The 15,390-nt window shown below is 57.0% G+C and carries 12 protein-coding genes and 2 tRNA genes; 7 read left to right on the top strand and 7 right to left on the bottom strand.

Features of this window, described 5'->3' with window-relative positions; translation table 11 throughout:
• Positions 1 to 48: 48 nt before the first annotated feature.
• Positions 49 to 1,485 carry an exodeoxyribonuclease I gene (sbcB, locus tag SOM40_RS15140; RefSeq protein ID WP_320530414.1) on the bottom strand — a complete coding sequence of 479 codons (1,437 nt, stop codon included), beginning with the start codon at positions 1,483 to 1,485 and terminating at the stop codon, positions 49 to 51.
• Between the two features lie 192 nt (positions 1,486 to 1,677).
• Here sbcB and dacD point away from each other — a divergent pair, with 192 nt between their 5' ends.
• The 4 genes from dacD (at position 1,678) to SOM40_RS15120 (ending at position 5,109) form a co-directional block, all read left to right on the top strand.
• Positions 1,678 to 2,850 (top strand): serine-type D-Ala-D-Ala carboxypeptidase DacD, encoded by a 1,173-nt coding sequence (gene dacD / locus SOM40_RS15135; protein ID WP_320530413.1) that lies wholly within the window; start codon positions 1,678 to 1,680, stop codon positions 2,848 to 2,850.
• A 121-nt stretch (positions 2,851 to 2,971) separates the two neighbouring features.
• Positions 2,972 to 3,445 (top strand): DNA gyrase inhibitor SbmC, encoded by a 474-nt coding sequence (sbmC, locus tag SOM40_RS15130; RefSeq protein WP_106993459.1) that lies wholly within the window; start codon positions 2,972 to 2,974, stop codon positions 3,443 to 3,445.
• 102 nt (positions 3,446 to 3,547) lie between these two features.
• Positions 3,548 to 4,606: an FUSC family protein gene (locus tag SOM40_RS15125; RefSeq protein WP_166182913.1), complete on the top strand. Its 1,059-nt coding sequence runs from the start codon at positions 3,548 to 3,550 to the stop codon at positions 4,604 to 4,606.
• A gap of 167 nt (positions 4,607 to 4,773) precedes the next feature.
• Positions 4,774 to 5,109: a DUF496 family protein gene (locus SOM40_RS15120; protein WP_103180181.1), complete on the top strand. Its 336-nt coding sequence runs from the start codon at positions 4,774 to 4,776 to the stop codon at positions 5,107 to 5,109.
• A 58-nt stretch (positions 5,110 to 5,167) separates the two neighbouring features.
• Here SOM40_RS15120 and SOM40_RS15115 read toward each other — a convergent pair whose 3' ends face one another.
• Genes SOM40_RS15115 through SOM40_RS15105 form a run of 3 tightly spaced genes read right to left on the bottom strand, consistent with a single transcriptional unit; the run spans position 5,168 to position 8,994 of the window.
• The gene (locus tag SOM40_RS15115) at positions 5,168 to 6,295 is read right to left on the bottom strand and encodes an NAD(P)-dependent alcohol dehydrogenase (protein WP_320530273.1); all 1,128 of its coding nucleotides are present in this window, start codon (positions 6,293 to 6,295) and stop codon (positions 5,168 to 5,170) included.
• Positions 6,296 to 6,310: 15 nt separating this feature from the next.
• Positions 6,311 to 8,020: a thiamine pyrophosphate-requiring protein gene (locus SOM40_RS15110; RefSeq protein WP_106993456.1), complete on the bottom strand. Its 1,710-nt coding sequence runs from the start codon at positions 8,018 to 8,020 to the stop codon at positions 6,311 to 6,313.
• Positions 8,021 to 8,046: 26 nt separating this feature from the next.
• Positions 8,047 to 8,994 carry an AEC family transporter gene (locus SOM40_RS15105; protein ID WP_106993455.1) on the bottom strand — a complete coding sequence of 316 codons (948 nt, stop codon included), beginning with the start codon at positions 8,992 to 8,994 and terminating at the stop codon, positions 8,047 to 8,049.
• A gap of 202 nt (positions 8,995 to 9,196) precedes the next feature.
• Between SOM40_RS15105 and SOM40_RS15100 the strand changes: the two genes are divergently transcribed.
• Entirely contained in the window at positions 9,197 to 10,084 is an 888-nt protein-coding gene (locus tag SOM40_RS15100) for a LysR family transcriptional regulator (RefSeq protein ID WP_106993454.1), read from the top strand.
• Between the two features lie 50 nt (positions 10,085 to 10,134).
• Here SOM40_RS15100 and SOM40_RS15095 read toward each other — a convergent pair.
• Positions 10,135 to 10,210: transfer RNA gene (locus SOM40_RS15095), tRNA-Asn, on the bottom strand.
• A 161-nt stretch (positions 10,211 to 10,371) separates the two neighbouring features.
• Between SOM40_RS15095 and SOM40_RS15090 the strand changes: the two genes are divergently transcribed.
• Positions 10,372 to 11,880 (top strand): EmmdR/YeeO family multidrug/toxin efflux MATE transporter, encoded by a 1,509-nt coding sequence (locus tag SOM40_RS15090; RefSeq protein ID WP_320530272.1) that lies wholly within the window; start codon positions 10,372 to 10,374, stop codon positions 11,878 to 11,880.
• Positions 11,881 to 11,960: 80 nt separating this feature from the next.
• A tRNA-Asn gene (locus SOM40_RS15085) sits at positions 11,961 to 12,036 on the top strand.
• An 81-nt stretch (positions 12,037 to 12,117) separates the two neighbouring features.
• On the opposite strand, the gene SOM40_RS15080 is transcribed toward SOM40_RS15085, so the two are convergent.
• Positions 12,118 to 13,890, bottom strand: a complete 1,773-nt coding sequence (locus tag SOM40_RS15080) for an aminopeptidase P family protein (RefSeq protein WP_320529784.1) — start codon at positions 13,888 to 13,890, stop codon at positions 12,118 to 12,120.
• An 18-nt stretch (positions 13,891 to 13,908) separates the two neighbouring features.
• Positions 13,909 to 15,363 (bottom strand): AMP nucleosidase, encoded by a 1,455-nt coding sequence (locus SOM40_RS15075; RefSeq protein WP_106993451.1) that lies wholly within the window; start codon positions 15,361 to 15,363, stop codon positions 13,909 to 13,911.
• Between the last annotated feature and the right edge of the window lie 27 nt (positions 15,364 to 15,390).

Below are 15,390 nucleotides of genomic sequence, written 5' to 3'. Positions count from 1 at the left end.
GCAAAAAAAAGCCGGAGACATCGCCTCCGGCTTTTTTGTTTTCTCGGGTTACACAATCTCCTGCGCATACTGATACAGCGCTTTTAACAGCGCCTGCTTTTCAGCATTCCCTTCATACTCACCGTACAGCATCTCCAGCTCCTGGGCGTAAGCCTGCAAATACTCCGGCGTAAACACGTTGCGGCGATGCTGTAACCACTGTTCCTGCTCGGCCTCATCCAGGGTGCCGGGGAAATTACGCGCCCGGTAGTTAAAGATCAGCTTGTTAATGCGCCGATCGGCAAAAGTGATATCCAGGGCGGGCAGGTTACGGGGATCGGTCTGCAGCACGATATTCATGGCAGAGCGGTCAGCGTCGCTGAAAAAGCCGTTATAGAGCTGAGCATCGACGTTCTCTGACGGAACGAACGGCTCCGCTTCGGCAAAAATCGCCACTACCTTCTCGCGCACCTGCGGGTTATCCCGCAGCAGTTTCAGGTTGTCCAGGCAGTGCTGACGGTTGATGCCCAGCCGTTCGGCATCGTCCGGGCGCAGGGTATTGGCAGGAGCCAGCACCGGGCACTTATTGATATGCACCAGCTTCACCGGCACCGCGGCATCATCGCCCAGCGCCTCTTTTGGGGTGTACAGCCGCTCGCGCAGGTTGTCGCTATCCAGTGTCAGCAGGGGGGTAATATCCCCGGCCAAATCCACCATAATCACCGCGTTGCGGTTGTCCGGGTGCCAGGCCAGCGGGGCCACCCAGCTGGTATTTCCGCGCCAGGCGCCAAACATCCCGGAGATGTGCATCAGCGGCTTCATCTGCGGCACGTCAATCAGGGTGATGAGTTTCTGCTTACTGCGATGGCTGAGCAGGTACTCAAACAGCTTCGGCTGCCGGGTCTTCACCAGCTTCGCCATGGCGATAGTGGCGTAGACATCGGCCATCGCGTCATGAGCGTTGCTGTGTTCAATGCCGTTCGCGCGGGTCAGATGTTCAAGGCGGAAGCTGGGTAACCCGTCTTCGTTTTCGGGCCAGTTGATCCCTTCAGGACGCAGGGCATAGCAGGCGCGCATCACATCCAGCAGATCCCAGCGCGAGTTCTTGTTTTGCCAGCTCCAGGCATAGGGATCGTAGAAGTTGCGGTAAAAAATATGCCGGGTCACTTCGTCATCGAAACGCACGTTGTTGTAGCCCACCACGCAGGTGTTAGGCACGGTAAACAGGTCATGAATGCGACGGGCAAACTCAGCCTCATTTACCCCTTTTTCCCGGGCTTCCTGCGGCGTGATGCCGGTGACCATCACCGCGCCGGGCTGAGGCAAATAGTCATCGGCGGGTTTGCAAAAGAACACTTCCGGCTCGCCGATGATATTGAAATCGGCATCGGTGCGGATGGCGGCGAACTGGGAAGGGCGATCCAGCGAGGGGCTGGTGCCAAAGGTTTCGTAGTCGTGAAATAAAAATGTAGGCAGCGCGGCGGAGTCAGACACCAGTAATACCATCCTGTTTATGAGTGACACCACTATGGTAAACCATCCCGCCTGGCACGCCGAAGGAAAAGCGCCGTCAGCCTGCAAATTTGCGAAGCATTGTCCGGAAAAAACCTGCGTGCTGTCACATTTTTTTGCAATTATTCCAGGTATCCAGCGGAAAACTTACGTAAAAAGGGCAACGATTTTAAATGACCTGAGGATATACCGTTGAAACGCCGTCTGTTTATTGCTGTTTCTTTACTCACTTTGAGCATTTCTTCCGCGCTGGCTGCCGACCCGATTAATTATGCGCCGCAGCCGCCAGCTATCCAGGCCGGTTCCTGGGTACTGATGGATTACACGACGGGGCAGATTTTAACGGCGGGCAACGAACATCAGCAGCGCAATCCGGCCAGCCTGACCAAGCTGATGACCGGCTATGTGGTGGATCGCGCCATCGACAGCCATCGCATCACCCCGGACGATATGGTCACGGTTGGTCAGGATGCCTGGGCCAAGGGCAATCCGGTATTTGACGGCTCCTCGCTGATGTTCCTGAAGGCGGGCGAGCAGGTTTCGGTGCGTGACCTCAGCCGGGGCCTGATTGTTGACTCCGGCAACGATGCCTGCGTGGCGCTGGCCGATTACGTGGCGGGTGGGCAGCCACAATTCGTCACCATGATGAATGATTACGTCAAAAAGCTGAATCTGCGCGATACCCATTTTGAAACGGTGCATGGTCTGGACGCGCCGGGCCAGCACAGCTCGGCATTCGATCTGGCGGTGCTTTCCCGGGCCATTATCCACGGTGAACCGGCGTTTTATCACATGTACAGCGAGAAGAGCCTGACCTGGAACGGTATCACCCAGCAGAACCGTAACGGCCTGCTGTGGGATAAGTCCCTTAACGTCGATGGCCTGAAAACCGGGCACACCTCCGGCGCCGGTTTTAACCTGATTGCCTCAGCCGTGGACGGTCAGCGCCGACTGATTGCCGTCATCATGGGGGCCGGGAGCCCGAAAGGCCGCGAGGATCAGGCGCGCAAGCTCCTGCACTGGGGACAGCAGAACTTCGATACCGTGCAGATCCTGCGTAACGGCAAGCAGGTGGGCATCGAGCGCATCTGGTATGGCGATAAAGAGCAGATTTCGCTGGGCACCGATCAGGACTTCTGGCTGGCGCTGCCGAAAGCGGAGCTGTCGAACATCAAAGCCAAATATGTGCTGGATAAAAAAGAGCTCGAAGCGCCTATCGCCGCGCATCAGCGGGTCGGGGAGATCGAGCTGTACGATCGCGATAAGGTGGTCGCCCACTGGCCGCTGGTGACCCTGGAAAGCGTCGGTAAAGGCGGGATGTTCTCACGCCTGAGCGACTATCTGCACCATAAAGCCTGACGGCAGAATGAGCAGGCTGGCGACTGTGCGAGCCTGCTCGCATAATAGACAGGTCATCATTGTTAAACCGCTTTTCTCTGCATTAGAGTGTATGTATATACAGTAACCAATCGGAGGCAGCATGGACTACAGCATCAAGCACCAGAATAAACGCAAAATCGCCGGTTTTCATATGGTTGGCCCCTGGGAGCAGACCGTTAAGCAGGGTTTTGAGCAACTGGTGATGTGGGTAGATGGCCGACATATTCAGCCGCTGGAGTGGGTGGCGGTCTATTACGATAATCCTGATGAAGTCCCGGCGGAAAAATTACGCTGCGACACGGTTGTCACCGTGCCGGACGATTTTGTCATCCCCGCTAACAGTGAAGGGGTGATCCTCACCGAAGTGGCCGAAGGCGATTACGCGGTAGCCAGCGCCCGCGTTGAGAATCACGACTTCGCCACGCCGTGGAACCTGTTCTTCGACAGCCTGCTTGAAGATGTCGATTACCAGATCGCGCCGAAACCCTGCTTCGAACGTTACCTGAATGACGGTAACGCCGACGGCTACTGGGATATTGAGATGTTTATTCCGGTCCAAAACCGGGTGGCGTAACGCTGCACGTATGCTTACGCTTCACAGGGTTTTTCTGCCGGATGCCACCGCTCCGGCAGAAAACGCAGTACAATCAGGGTTTGCCGTAATGCTGGAGAGCGTGTGCGCCCCGACAAAACTCTGACGCCCTTTGAAATCCGACTGTATCGCCACTACCGTACCGTGCACGGATGCCGTATCGCGCTGGCGTTTATCCTCACCTTTTTACTGGTGCGTCTGCTGGACGTGCCGGAAGGCACCTGGCCGCTGATTACGCTGGTGGTAATCATGGGCCCCATCTCCTTCTGGGGTAACGTGGTGCCACGCGCGTTTGAGCGCATTGGCGGCACCATTCTGGGTTCGGCGCTGGGGCTGATTGCCCTGAAGCTGGAGCTGTTCTCCCTGCCGCTGATGCTGCTGTGGTGCGCAGTAGCGATGTTCCTCTGCGGCTGGCTGGCGCTCGGCAAGCGACCCTATCAGGCGCTGCTGATTGGTATCACCCTTGCGGTGGTGATTGGCGCGCCGCAAGGGGATATGCACACCGCGCTGTGGCGAAGCGGCGACGTGATCCTCGGTTCCCTGCTGGCGATGCTGTTTACCGGGATCTGGCCGCAGCGGGCATTCCTGCACTGGCGTATCCAGATGGCGAACTACGTCACTGCCTTTAACCGGGTTTATCAGGCGGGCTTTTCTCCCAACCTGGTTGAGCGTCCGCGGCTGGAAAAACATCTGCAAACCATCCTTAACGACGTGGTAAAAATGCGCGGCCTGATCACCCCGGCCAGTAAAGAGACCCATATTCAGAAAGCGATCTTCGAAGCGATCCAGACCGTCAGCCGCAACCTGGTCTGCATGCTGGAGCTACAGATCAACGCCCACTGGGCTTCCCGGGCCAGTCACTTTGTGATGCTGAATGCCCGGACCTTAAAAGAGACGCAGCAGATGACGCAGCAGACGCTGCTCACCATAGCCCATGCGCTCTATGAAGGTAATCCGCAGCCGATTCTGGCCAATACCGAGCGGCTGAACGAAATCGTTGCCGAGCTGCGACAGCTGATAAACGATCAACGCAGTGAAAACGTGGCGGAAACGCCTATTCATGGCTATGTATGGTTGAGCATGGAACTTGCGCGCCAGCTGGAGCTGTTGTCACATCTTATCTGCCGGGCATTGCGCAAATAAAAAGCGGCTATGCACGGTTGTGATGGCTGCTGCTTCGATTCAGCAGAAATTGAGGTTATGATAGGGACAAAGGAAAAATTATTGTCATCAGCAATCGCTGTCAGTAAGGTTAACGGCATCGCGGTTGTTTAAACGAATCCGAATCTCACATTATCAGGGGTGTAAAAATGGAAACTACCAAGCCTTCGTTCCAGGATGTTCTGGAATTCGTCCGCCTGTTCCGCCGCAAGAACAAACTGCAACGTGAAATCCAGGACGTTGAGAAGAAGATCCGTGACAACCAGAAGCGTGTTCTGCTGCTGGACAACCTGAGCGATTACATCAAGCCAGGCATGAGCGTTGAAGCCATCCAGGGCATCATCGCCAGCATGAAAAGTGACTACGAAGACCGCGTCGATGACTACATCATCAAAAATGCTGAGATCTCTAAAGAACGTCGTGAAATCTCGAAAAAGCTGAAAGTCATGGGCGAGATGAAGCACGCTGAAGCCAAAGGCGAATAAGCGCCACTGAATGAATAAAAGCCCTCTGCTCCGGCAGGGGGCTTTTTTGTTGCCCGGATCAACCGATGCGGATCACCGGTTTGATGGTTAAACCCCGCTCGCTGTCTGCCGCGGCCTGGTTTATCTGGTCGAAAGCGTAAAAACGCATCAGCTTGTCGATGGGGAATCGCCCCTGCATATACAGCTCAACCAGCTGCGTGATGAAGAGATCCGGAATACTGTCTCCCTCAACAATGCCCCGCAACACTTTGCAATTTTGCATCATGTCATTCATATCCAGTGAAAAGGTTGTGCCCGGTTTTGACGCGCCGACAATCCCGCACAGGCCGCGCGGACGCAGTGCCTCCACCGCGGCACGCACTATCTCCGGGCGTCCGGTAGAATCCAGACTGAAATCCACGCCGTCGCCGGTGATCTCCCGGATGGCCTGGACCGGATCCTGCTCCCGGCTGTTAATGACATGCGTGGCGCCCAGTTCACGGGCCAGTGCCAGCCGTTCAGCAACCACGTCAATGGCGATAATGGTGGTGGCACCGGCGACATGAGCCGCCATCACGCCGCTCAGGCCAACGGTGCCGCCGCCAAATGCGGCAAAGGTGCTACCTGCTTTTACCTTTAACGCATTCAGTACCGCCCCGGCACCCGTCTGGATCCCACACCCCAGCGGGCCCAGCATTTCCAGCGGCGCGTCAGGACGTACCTTCACCACATTACGCTGATCCACCACCGCAAACTCGGCAAACGAGGACTGGCCGAAGAAACGGTCATGAAGTAGCTGGCCATCATTGCCACAAAGGGCATGACTGCCGTCGCAACGCTGGCCGGAAAAATTCAGGGCATTAAAGTTCTGGCAGCCGGCTGGCGCGCCTTCAAGGCAGGGGCGGCAGGTTCCACAGGATAAAAACGTCAGCACCACATGATCGCCTACGGTGACCCTCTGTACCTCTGCGCCAATGGCGGTTACCACCCCAGCCCCTTCGTGGCCGAGCACAACAGGCTGCGGAACCGGATATAAACCATCCCTGGCAACCATGTCGGTATGGCACATCCCCGTCGCCACGATACGAACAATGACCTCATGGGGCCGCAGCGATTGGAAGCGAACCGTTTTCAGCTCAAACGGGCCACCGGGCTGACGCACCACGGCAGCACGGAAGGGCAGGGAACGTACATTCTGACCAGACATACTCTTTTTCCTTGATTACATTCCCAGCTTCACGTCTACGAGGACCGAACGCTTCTGGGTGCGAATAATATTGACGGCTTCCTCAAGAACGACGGGCAGCATCTCGGCGCGGTCAACCGCCATCGCCCAGGCCTGGCCTGACGCGGCAAGTGCCGACATATCGGGTGATGACGTAAAGGTGGTGGCCGGGATCTGCGCCATTTTTGCGGCGTAGCCTTCGGGGTAGAGCGCTCGGGTTCCGCCTGCAACGGCCCCCCAGCCCGCGTTATTACCGATCACCACCAGCACGGGCAGCTTCATCACCTCTGCAATGTGATGGCAGACCGCCGGATTGGCGAAGAGGTATGAACCATCACCGACGGCGGCAACGATCAGCGCCTCGCGATCCGCCAGCTGAAGCCCCAGTGCGATGGGGAAGGCTTCTCCCAGCCCGCCGGAAAGCGCCTCCTGGTAATAACTTTCAGGGTGGGTGAATCTGGCGAACTGCGGGAGGGTCGTTAGCTCAGAGGCAATTTTCGCGTGATATTTATTGGCGAGTTCACCGAGGCAATGGCTCAGCCAGGGTTTACCAATCGGGCCAGTCCGGCCGGCCGTCAGGATCGTCTCCCGCTTCTCTTTTTGTTCCTTATTATGGGCGGCCACCTGAGCATAGCGGCCCCTTACTTGCCAGTTCTGATCGGCGAGACAGGGTTTTAACGCGCTGCTCAGTAACCGGAAAACCGTCTCCACGTCGCCTGCCAGGTTAATATCTGCCTGATATCCCCGGACCGGATAACGAGAGAAAAGCGGGTCAGGGCCTATCTGAATCACATTGCAGTCGGGATTGATGTTGGTGCTGTCGAGCATCCAGGGCGCTTGCGAATCGACCACCATCACCACGTCGGCATTCGCCAGCCAGTATTTCGGTTCATCACCCGCGTACATCGGATGCTCGGCCGAGAGCGTCACCTCCGTTCCCCAGTACTCCACCACCGGGATCGCCCACTCTTCAACGAAGCTGCTGATAAGATCGAACCCATGGAGGCTCCGCGCGCCGCGTTGAGCGAAGAGGACCGGATGCCTGGCGTTAGCAATTATGGTAGCCGCGGCGCAGAGGGATTCCGGCGCGGGGGCATAGCTGACCGGCTGCTGTGTGGGACGGGCGCGCAGGGCGGTGAGGGACGTGTTAAAGGTGTCGCATAGCGGCTCCCGGGGCAGGCTTAAATAGACCGGCCCTTTGGGCAGAGAAGTGGCAATGGCCCAGGCGCGATCGACGAGTTCTCCCGCCTGGTCTGCCAGACGTAACTCAAAATCCCATTTTACCGATTCGCGTACCAGCGCCGCCTGATCGCGCATCTCCTGACCATAGCCAATCGGGGTATTGCGGCAGCCAAAATGTGAATGCTCGGTGATGGGGGTACGCCCGCCAAAAATCAGCACCGGAATATTACTGTTGGCGAGGTTAATGACCCCGCATGCCGCATTGGCTAGTCCCACATTGGTATGCACCATGACGGCCTGCACCTTACCGCTGGCCAGATAATAGCCGTGCGCCATGCCGATCGCGGCATTTTCATGCGGACAGACGACCAGCTCCGGCACGGCGTGCCCCTCGCTTTTGGCCCGGGCATACGCCTCCATCATCGGGGGATAGTCGGTACCTGAATTAATAAAAATATATTCAACCCCGAGCGCCTGCAGGCGATATAAAATCATTCCGGCGGCGGAAATCTCGACTGATTGCATATTTCACCTCGCTTATTTCTGGCTGGTTAAAAGGTTAATAAAATGAATCCGCCCATGGTCAGGATTGAGGCCACGATACTCAGCGCCATGGTCGAGGCCATTTCCTGCTCACCGGTTTGATACTGCATGGCGATAATTATCGCGATTGAACCGACCGGAATGGCCATCGTTAATACAATCTGTTTTATCTGTTCCAGCGAAAAACCCATCCCGGAGAGGAAGAGAAAACATATTCCGGGCACGATAACGTTTCTGGCGATGACCGTAATAAGGGTCGGCAGGGTAATGACGACGCTACGTGAATAGAGCACGATACCGGCTGAAAACAGTGCCAGTCCCCCGGTGGCTTTGCCCAAAAGACCTAATGACATGGCGATGGTTTCCGGGATGTGAATATTGACCATTACCAGAAGCAGGGCGAGGACGGGTGACCAGACCACAGGCTGCTTAATGGCATTCACCACGCTTGCCAGAAATGAAGCGCCGTTTTTATCTCCCGAGGCATAAGACATTAAGATCATCACCAGCGGCAGCTGAAAAACGTTTTGCGTAATACTCGATACCGTAATCAAAGAGGCGCTGACGGTACCAAATAAGAAGGCCAGCACCGACGTGCCAATGAAAGGCACCGCAGGCGAGCCGATCGCCAGGGCCTGAAGCGTACTCAATGACAGATCGCGTTTACAGAGATACCGGGCAATCAGCAGGGGGAGGATAAAACTGACAATCAGTGCAATGATAATCGCCGCCGCAACCGGCCCCATGTTCATGACCACGCTACGCGGCGTCATCACCATATTGCTGAAAATGCTCAGCGGCAGCGCATATAACATCACCAGTTTATTGATAGCGCCTGCATGTTCCCAGGCGAAATCCTTTCGTCGGCCACTGACATAACCCAGAAATACAGTAATAATGACCGGCAGGATCGCCCCCAATATTAACAGCACACTGTCGTTTGATAGGATATTCATTTTTCTGAACGCCTCTCTGACCAGGATATCATTGAGGGCGATAATCACTCGCTGATGAAATATTTCAGAATGAGTAATAGGTGCGGTGAATAAATTACCGCCATGACGTCGCCCGTTGTTTTGTTTTTATGCTGTCATCGAGACTATGATGAATTTAATTCGAAATATAATGCGGAAATGTCGCGTTCAATGAGTATTTGGCATGCCTATAAAAATGAAGCAAATACAGGCGTTTATTATGGTTTCCTCTGAGGGAAATCTGACGCTCGCCGCGCATAAGCTCGGTATCACCCAGTCAGGCCTGAGCCGGCTGTTAGCCGGGCTGGAATCCGATCTGGATACCGTTTTATTTGAAAGGCATAAACATGGGGTTTCATTGAGCGAGCAGGGGGGCGCATTTTTGCCGCATGCGCTGACCTTACTGAATACCGAACGCAAGGCGCGGCAGGAGCTGGCGCTGCTTAACGGAGCCGGGAAGGGGATTGTCAGGGTCGGGTGCGTATCCAGCTTCCTGTCGAGCCATTTTATTGAGCGAGTGAACCATTTTCATCAGGCGTTCCCTGAAGTGCACATAAAGTTGTTCGACAGAATCGACTCGGAGCTGTTTAAGCTGTTGTTAGTTCATGAGATTGATATTGCGATCTGTGGCCCGTTGCCCCATGACGAGAAGGTGCTTACGCGAGGAAAAATCAACTTTCAGGACAGCATTCATATCATTACACGCAGCCAGCATCCCCTGCAAAACCAAAAAAATCTCAGTCTGCAGGCGCTAAGCGCCTATGGCTGGATTATGCCACCAACGGACAGCACCCCGATGCGGATTCTGTCTGAGGTGTATCAGGCAAATAATATGTCGCCACCGGAGCCGGTGATTGAGTGCTCCTCGTCATCGGCGATTAAATCATTCATCTGTAACAGCGACTTATTGACCTCCATGCCAGCACCGATCTATCAGCTGGAGGCGGAAGCAGAGTTGATCAAACCGCTGATGATTGAGAATACGGTGTTTGTGCGGGATTTCTTTATCTACAGCCACTTCGGCGTGCTTTCCGGCGCGTCGCAAACCTTTATCCAGTTTCTGAAAGCCTGAGCCGGACGCAGAAAAGCAAAAAGCCTGCTCGAAAGCAGGCTTCTTAAATGTGGCTCCTCTGACTGGACTCGAACCAGTGACATACGGATTAACAGTCCGCCGTTCTACCGACTGAACTACAGAGGAATCGTTGTGGAGCGTTATCTTAGCGGCGAAAAAACTTTTGTCAAACCTGATCTTACCCGCTTTCGATCAACTGCTGATTCTGTCGTCAGTTTGACGTAATTACCAACATATTTTTGTGGGAAATACTTTGCAGGATCTGCATTTCTCCCTCATCATTTGAAATGGAGTTTCAACTTTTCTCGCTAAGGTCCATTTTGAACGTCACCTCCGCTTTACGCCAGGCCGTTATGCGCACGCCCTGGTATGCCAAACGTAAGAGTTACAAGGTTCTCTTCTGGCGTGAAATCACCCCCCTTGCCGTGCCTATCTTTCTGGAAAACACCTGCGTCCTGCTGATGGGGGTGCTCAGCACCTTCCTGGTCAGCTGGCTCGGCAAAGAAGCAATGGCAGGCGTTGGGCTGGCCGACAGCTTCAACATGGTGATCATTTCGTTCTTTGCGGCCATCGATCTCGGGACCACGGTGGTGGTGGCCTTTAGCCTGGGGAAACGCGATCCCCGACGCGCGCGCGCTGCCGCCCGGCAGTCGCTGGTGATCATGACCCTGTTCTCCATTGTGCTGGCGGCGGTGATCCACTATTTCGGGGAAGAGATCATCAACGTGGTGGCCGGCGAGGCGACCGGCGAGGTGAAAGCTCTGGCGCTGTCGTATCTCGAGATGACGGTGCTCAGCTACCCGGCTGCAGCCATTGCGCTGATTGGCAGCGGGGCGCTGCGCGGGGCAGGGAACACCAAAATTCCGCTGCTGATTAACGGCGGGATGAATATCCTCAACATTATGATCAGCAGCGTGCTGATTTACGGTCTGTTCTCCTGGGACGGGCTCGGCTTTGTCGGGGCCGGTTTGGGGCTGACGATCTCGCGCTATATCGGCGCTGTCGCCATTATCGTGGTGCTGGCGGTCGGTTTTAACCCGTCGCTGCGCATCAGCATCAAGAGCTATTTCAAGCCGCTTAACTTCGCCATTATCTGGGAAGTGATGGGCATCGGCGTGCCCGCCAGTATTGAGTCGGTGCTGTTCAACGGCGGCAAACTCCTGACCCAGATGTTCGTGGCCGGGATGGGCACCGACGTGATTGCCGGGAACTTTATCGCCTTTTCCGTCGCGGCACTGATCAACCTGCCGGGCAACGCCCTCGGTTCCGCCTCCACCATTATCACCGGAAAACGGCTCGGTAAGGGGCAGATCGGCCAGGCGGAACGTCAGCTACGCCACGTATTCTGGCTCTCGACGATTGGCCTGACCGCTATTGCCTGGGGGACCGCGCCCTTCGCCGGGCTGCTGGCGTCATTCTATACCCATGAGCAGGATGTTAAAGACGTGGTAGTGATCCTGCTCTGGCTGAACGCTGCCTTTATGCCGATCTGGGCTGCCTCATGGGTGTTACCTGCCGGGCTGAAAGGGGCGCGCGATGCCCGTTTCGCGATGTGGGTCTCGATGCTCGGCATGTGGGGCTGCCGTGTGGTCGCGGGTTATACGCTGGGGATCATGCTGGGTATGGGCGTGGTCGGGGTCTGGCTGGGCATGTTCCTCGACTGGGCGGTTCGCGGGGCGCTGTTCTACTGGCGGATGATCAGCGGGCGCTGGCTGCAGAAATACCCGCGGCCACAGCGTAATAATGTGGCGGTTGCCCCCTCAGAACGGGTAGTGAATGTGCAAAGTGGGGAATAAATCGGCAAACGATGCAAAATCTGCAATCTGCCTTTGACAACGCCAGGTGGCATCGCTAATATTCGCCCCGTTCACACGATTCCTCTGTAGTTCAGTCGGTAGAACGGCGGACTGTTAATCCGTATGTCACTGGTTCGAGTCCAGTCAGAGGAGCCAAATTAAAGAAGCCCGCTTAAGGAAACTTAAGCGGGCTTTTTGCTTTTGCCCTCTCCCTGTGGGAGAGGGCATCAGGCCGCACTATCTCTGCACACGCACCGGTGCCGTCGCCGCAACCAGCCACGGGCGTGCATCGCTGTTAACGTGCGGCGAAAGCATCTCACGTACCTGCTGGTGATACGCATCCAGCCACTGGATATCCTTATCGCTGAGCAGATTCAGCTCCACCTGGCTCAGGTCGATCGGGGCCAGCGTCAGCGAGGCGAAGCGGCAGAAGCCCGGCTGGCTCTCCACAATCTCCACCTGATTTTCAATGCGGATCCCATACTCATCGGCCAGATAGTAGCCAGGCTCGATGGTGATGATATTGCCTGCCACCAGCGGCCACGGGTTGACCTTCTTCGCGATACGTTGCGGGTTCTCATGGATCAGCAGCTGGTGGCCCACTCCGTGCCCGGTGCCATGATCAAAATCGAGCCCCAGCTCCCACAGCCCGCGCCGGGCGAAAGCATCAATCTGATGCCCACAGGTGCCGGACGGGAACTGCAGGGAGATAAGCGATAAAAAGCCTTTCAGCACCGCGGTGTAGTGCAGACGACACTGGGCGTTCAGGGGGCCGAAGGCCAGGGTACGCGTGGCGTCGGTGGTGCCGTTATGGTACTGACCGCCGGAATCGTTCAGATAAAAATGGGCACGGGTAATGGCCGCATTGGTCTGCTCGCTGGAGTGGTAATGACACATCGCCGCATTGCTGGCCGAGGCGGAAATGGTGGCAAAACTCTGCTCGATAAAGCCCGGTCGCTGCTGGCGGAACACCAGTTGCTGCGCCTGCGCTTCCAGCTCGGTGAGCGGATTACCCGCAGCCTCCCGGCGGGGCACCTCGTGCGCCAGCCAGGCAAGGAAGTTAACCCACGCCACACCATCCTGCTGATGGCTGTCACGGTAGCCCGCCAGCTCGGTCGGGTTTTTATGCGCTTTCATGGCGGTGATCGGGTCGGCGTGCCAGAGGATCTCACCCTGCGGCTCAACGGCAAAGCGTAGGGCGACAGGGGCAGAATCGGCATCTACCATCACCCGCTTCCCCGCGCATAGCTGCTGGCTGCGCGGCAGAAAATCGGCTTCAGGGGCCAGCGTCAGGCTCTCCAGTAGGGATGCGGAAAGTCCCTGCGTTTTCTCAAGGGTGACAAACCACTCCACCGCGCCCTCGCGGCTCAACAGAGCAAACGAGTTCGGCACCGGGCTCATGGGAATATCGCTCCCGCGCACGTTCAGCAGCCAGGCAATGTTGTCCGGCTGGGTGATAGCCAGATAATCGGCATTGCGCTCTGCCAGGAGAGCAGCCACGCGCTGGCGCTTGTCGGCACTGCTTTCACCGCTGATCTCAACCGGCATCTCGCGGATCGCGCCCACGGGCGGGGCCGGGCGATCCTGCCACAGGCTGTCGAACGGCGAATCCTTCAGGGCGACAAGTTCGCAATGGCTGGCGTTCAGCGCCTCGTACTGAGCGTTGGTCATCAGCAGGGCTTCAAAGGCAATCCGGGAGCCCGCCCCGACATGCCGATCCAGCCAGTCCGCCAGCGGATCGTTGTGCAGATGCAGGATCTCAATCTCCGCCAGGTCCACCTGTTCACGGGCCTGCACCTGATAGCGTCCGTCGACAAACAGCAGCGCGCGATCGCGCAGGATCAGGGCGTGGCCCGCTGAGCCATCAAAGCCGGTCAGCCAGGCGAGAACGTCGTCATGCGGGTGGCAGTACTCGCTCTGAAAGGCATCGGTACGCGGGACGATGATGCCGTCCAGCGCCTGGGTTTCCAGCCACTGGCGCAGGGCAGAGAGCGGTGATGTGGTTTGCATAACTTTCCTTTTTTATGATTAGCGGAACGGCGGCTCGTTAAAGGTACGCAGTTTGCGCGAGTGCAGCTTATCCCCCTCGGCACGCAGCAGGTCGATGGCGCGAATGCCAATCTGCAGGTGCTCGGAGATCGCCCCCTCGTAAAAACGGTTCGCCTGGCCAGGGAGCTTAATTTCGCCGTGCAGCGGCTTATCGGAGACGCACAGCAGGGTGCCATAAGGGACGCGGAAGCGATAACCCTGGGCGGCGATAGTGGCGCTCTCCATATCGATAGCCACCGCGCGGCTTAAGTTGAAGCGCAGCGCCGACGCCGAGTAGCGCAGCTCCCAGTTACGATCGTCGGTGGTGACCACCGTCCCGGTACGCAGACGCTGTTTAACCTCTTCGCCCGGCATGCCGCTCACCTCTTTGGTGGCGTCGTACAGCGCCCGCTGCACTTCGGCAATGCTCGGGATCGGAATGTCCGGCGGCAGCACCGCATCCAGGACGTGATCGTCACGCAGGTAAGCGTGGGCCAGCACGTAATCGCCAATCAGCTGGCTCTCACGCAGCCCGCCGCAGTGGCCAATCATCAGCCAGACGTCCGGACGCAGGACCGCGAGGTGATCGCAGATGGTTTTGGCGTTCGACGGGCCCACCCCGATGTTGATCAGAGTGATGCCCTGGCCGTCGGCGGTGACCAGGTGCCAGGCCGGCATCTGATGCTTCTTCCACGCCAGATCGGAGATGGCCTGCTCCGGGGCTTCGGTTTCGGCGGTGATCCAGATCCCGCCCGCGCAGGAGAGGGCGATGTACGGGCTGTCCGGATCGAGGATCTGGCTACAGCCCCAGCGCACAAACTCATCCACATAGCGGGTGTAGTTGGTGAACAGTACGAACGGCTGGAAATGTTCCGCCGGAGTGCCGGTGTAGTGACGCAGGCGCGCCAGCGAAAAATCGACGCGGCGGGCGTCAAAGTGCGACAGCGGGGAAAACTCCGCCGGATGGTAGATCCCGTCGGCGGTCTCATCCCCAATCTGCGACAGTTCGGTGGTCGGGAAGTGGCGCGTCAGGCCCGCGCTCATGGAGCGGTCCAGCGTCAGTTCGGAACCGTCGATAACATACGGATAGGGGATCTCATGCCGCGACGGCTCGACGGTGATGTGGGCGCCGTAATCCTGATACAGCAGCGTCAGTTGCTCTTCCAGATACGGGCGAAACAGCGTCGGCCGGGTAATGGTAGTGGAGTAGCAGCCAGCGTGGGTAAAGCGCGCATAGGCGCGGGTCTTCGGCGTATTGGTGGCGCTACCATCCCAGGTCACGGAAAGCGAAGGATAAACAAAGAGGCCATTCATTCTGGCCTCTGCATCCGGGAGCGTTCCGTCTTTAATATACTCGCTGATGGCGCTGCGTAAGGCGTTGACCGCCTGATCGTACAGCGCATCCAGCGTTTCCAGTGCCTGAGCCGGGGTCAGGCTGGAGCCCTTATTATTCATCTCTGTCTCCTTGTTCCACAGGTGTAC

The sequence above is a fragment of the Leclercia sp. CFBP8987 genome (assembly GCF_034044995.2).
Lineage (GTDB): Bacteria > Pseudomonadota > Gammaproteobacteria > Enterobacterales > Enterobacteriaceae > Enterobacter > Enterobacter tamurae.
Note: the sequence above shows the minus strand (reverse complement) of the source record. Positions and strands in the feature narration are given on the sequence as shown.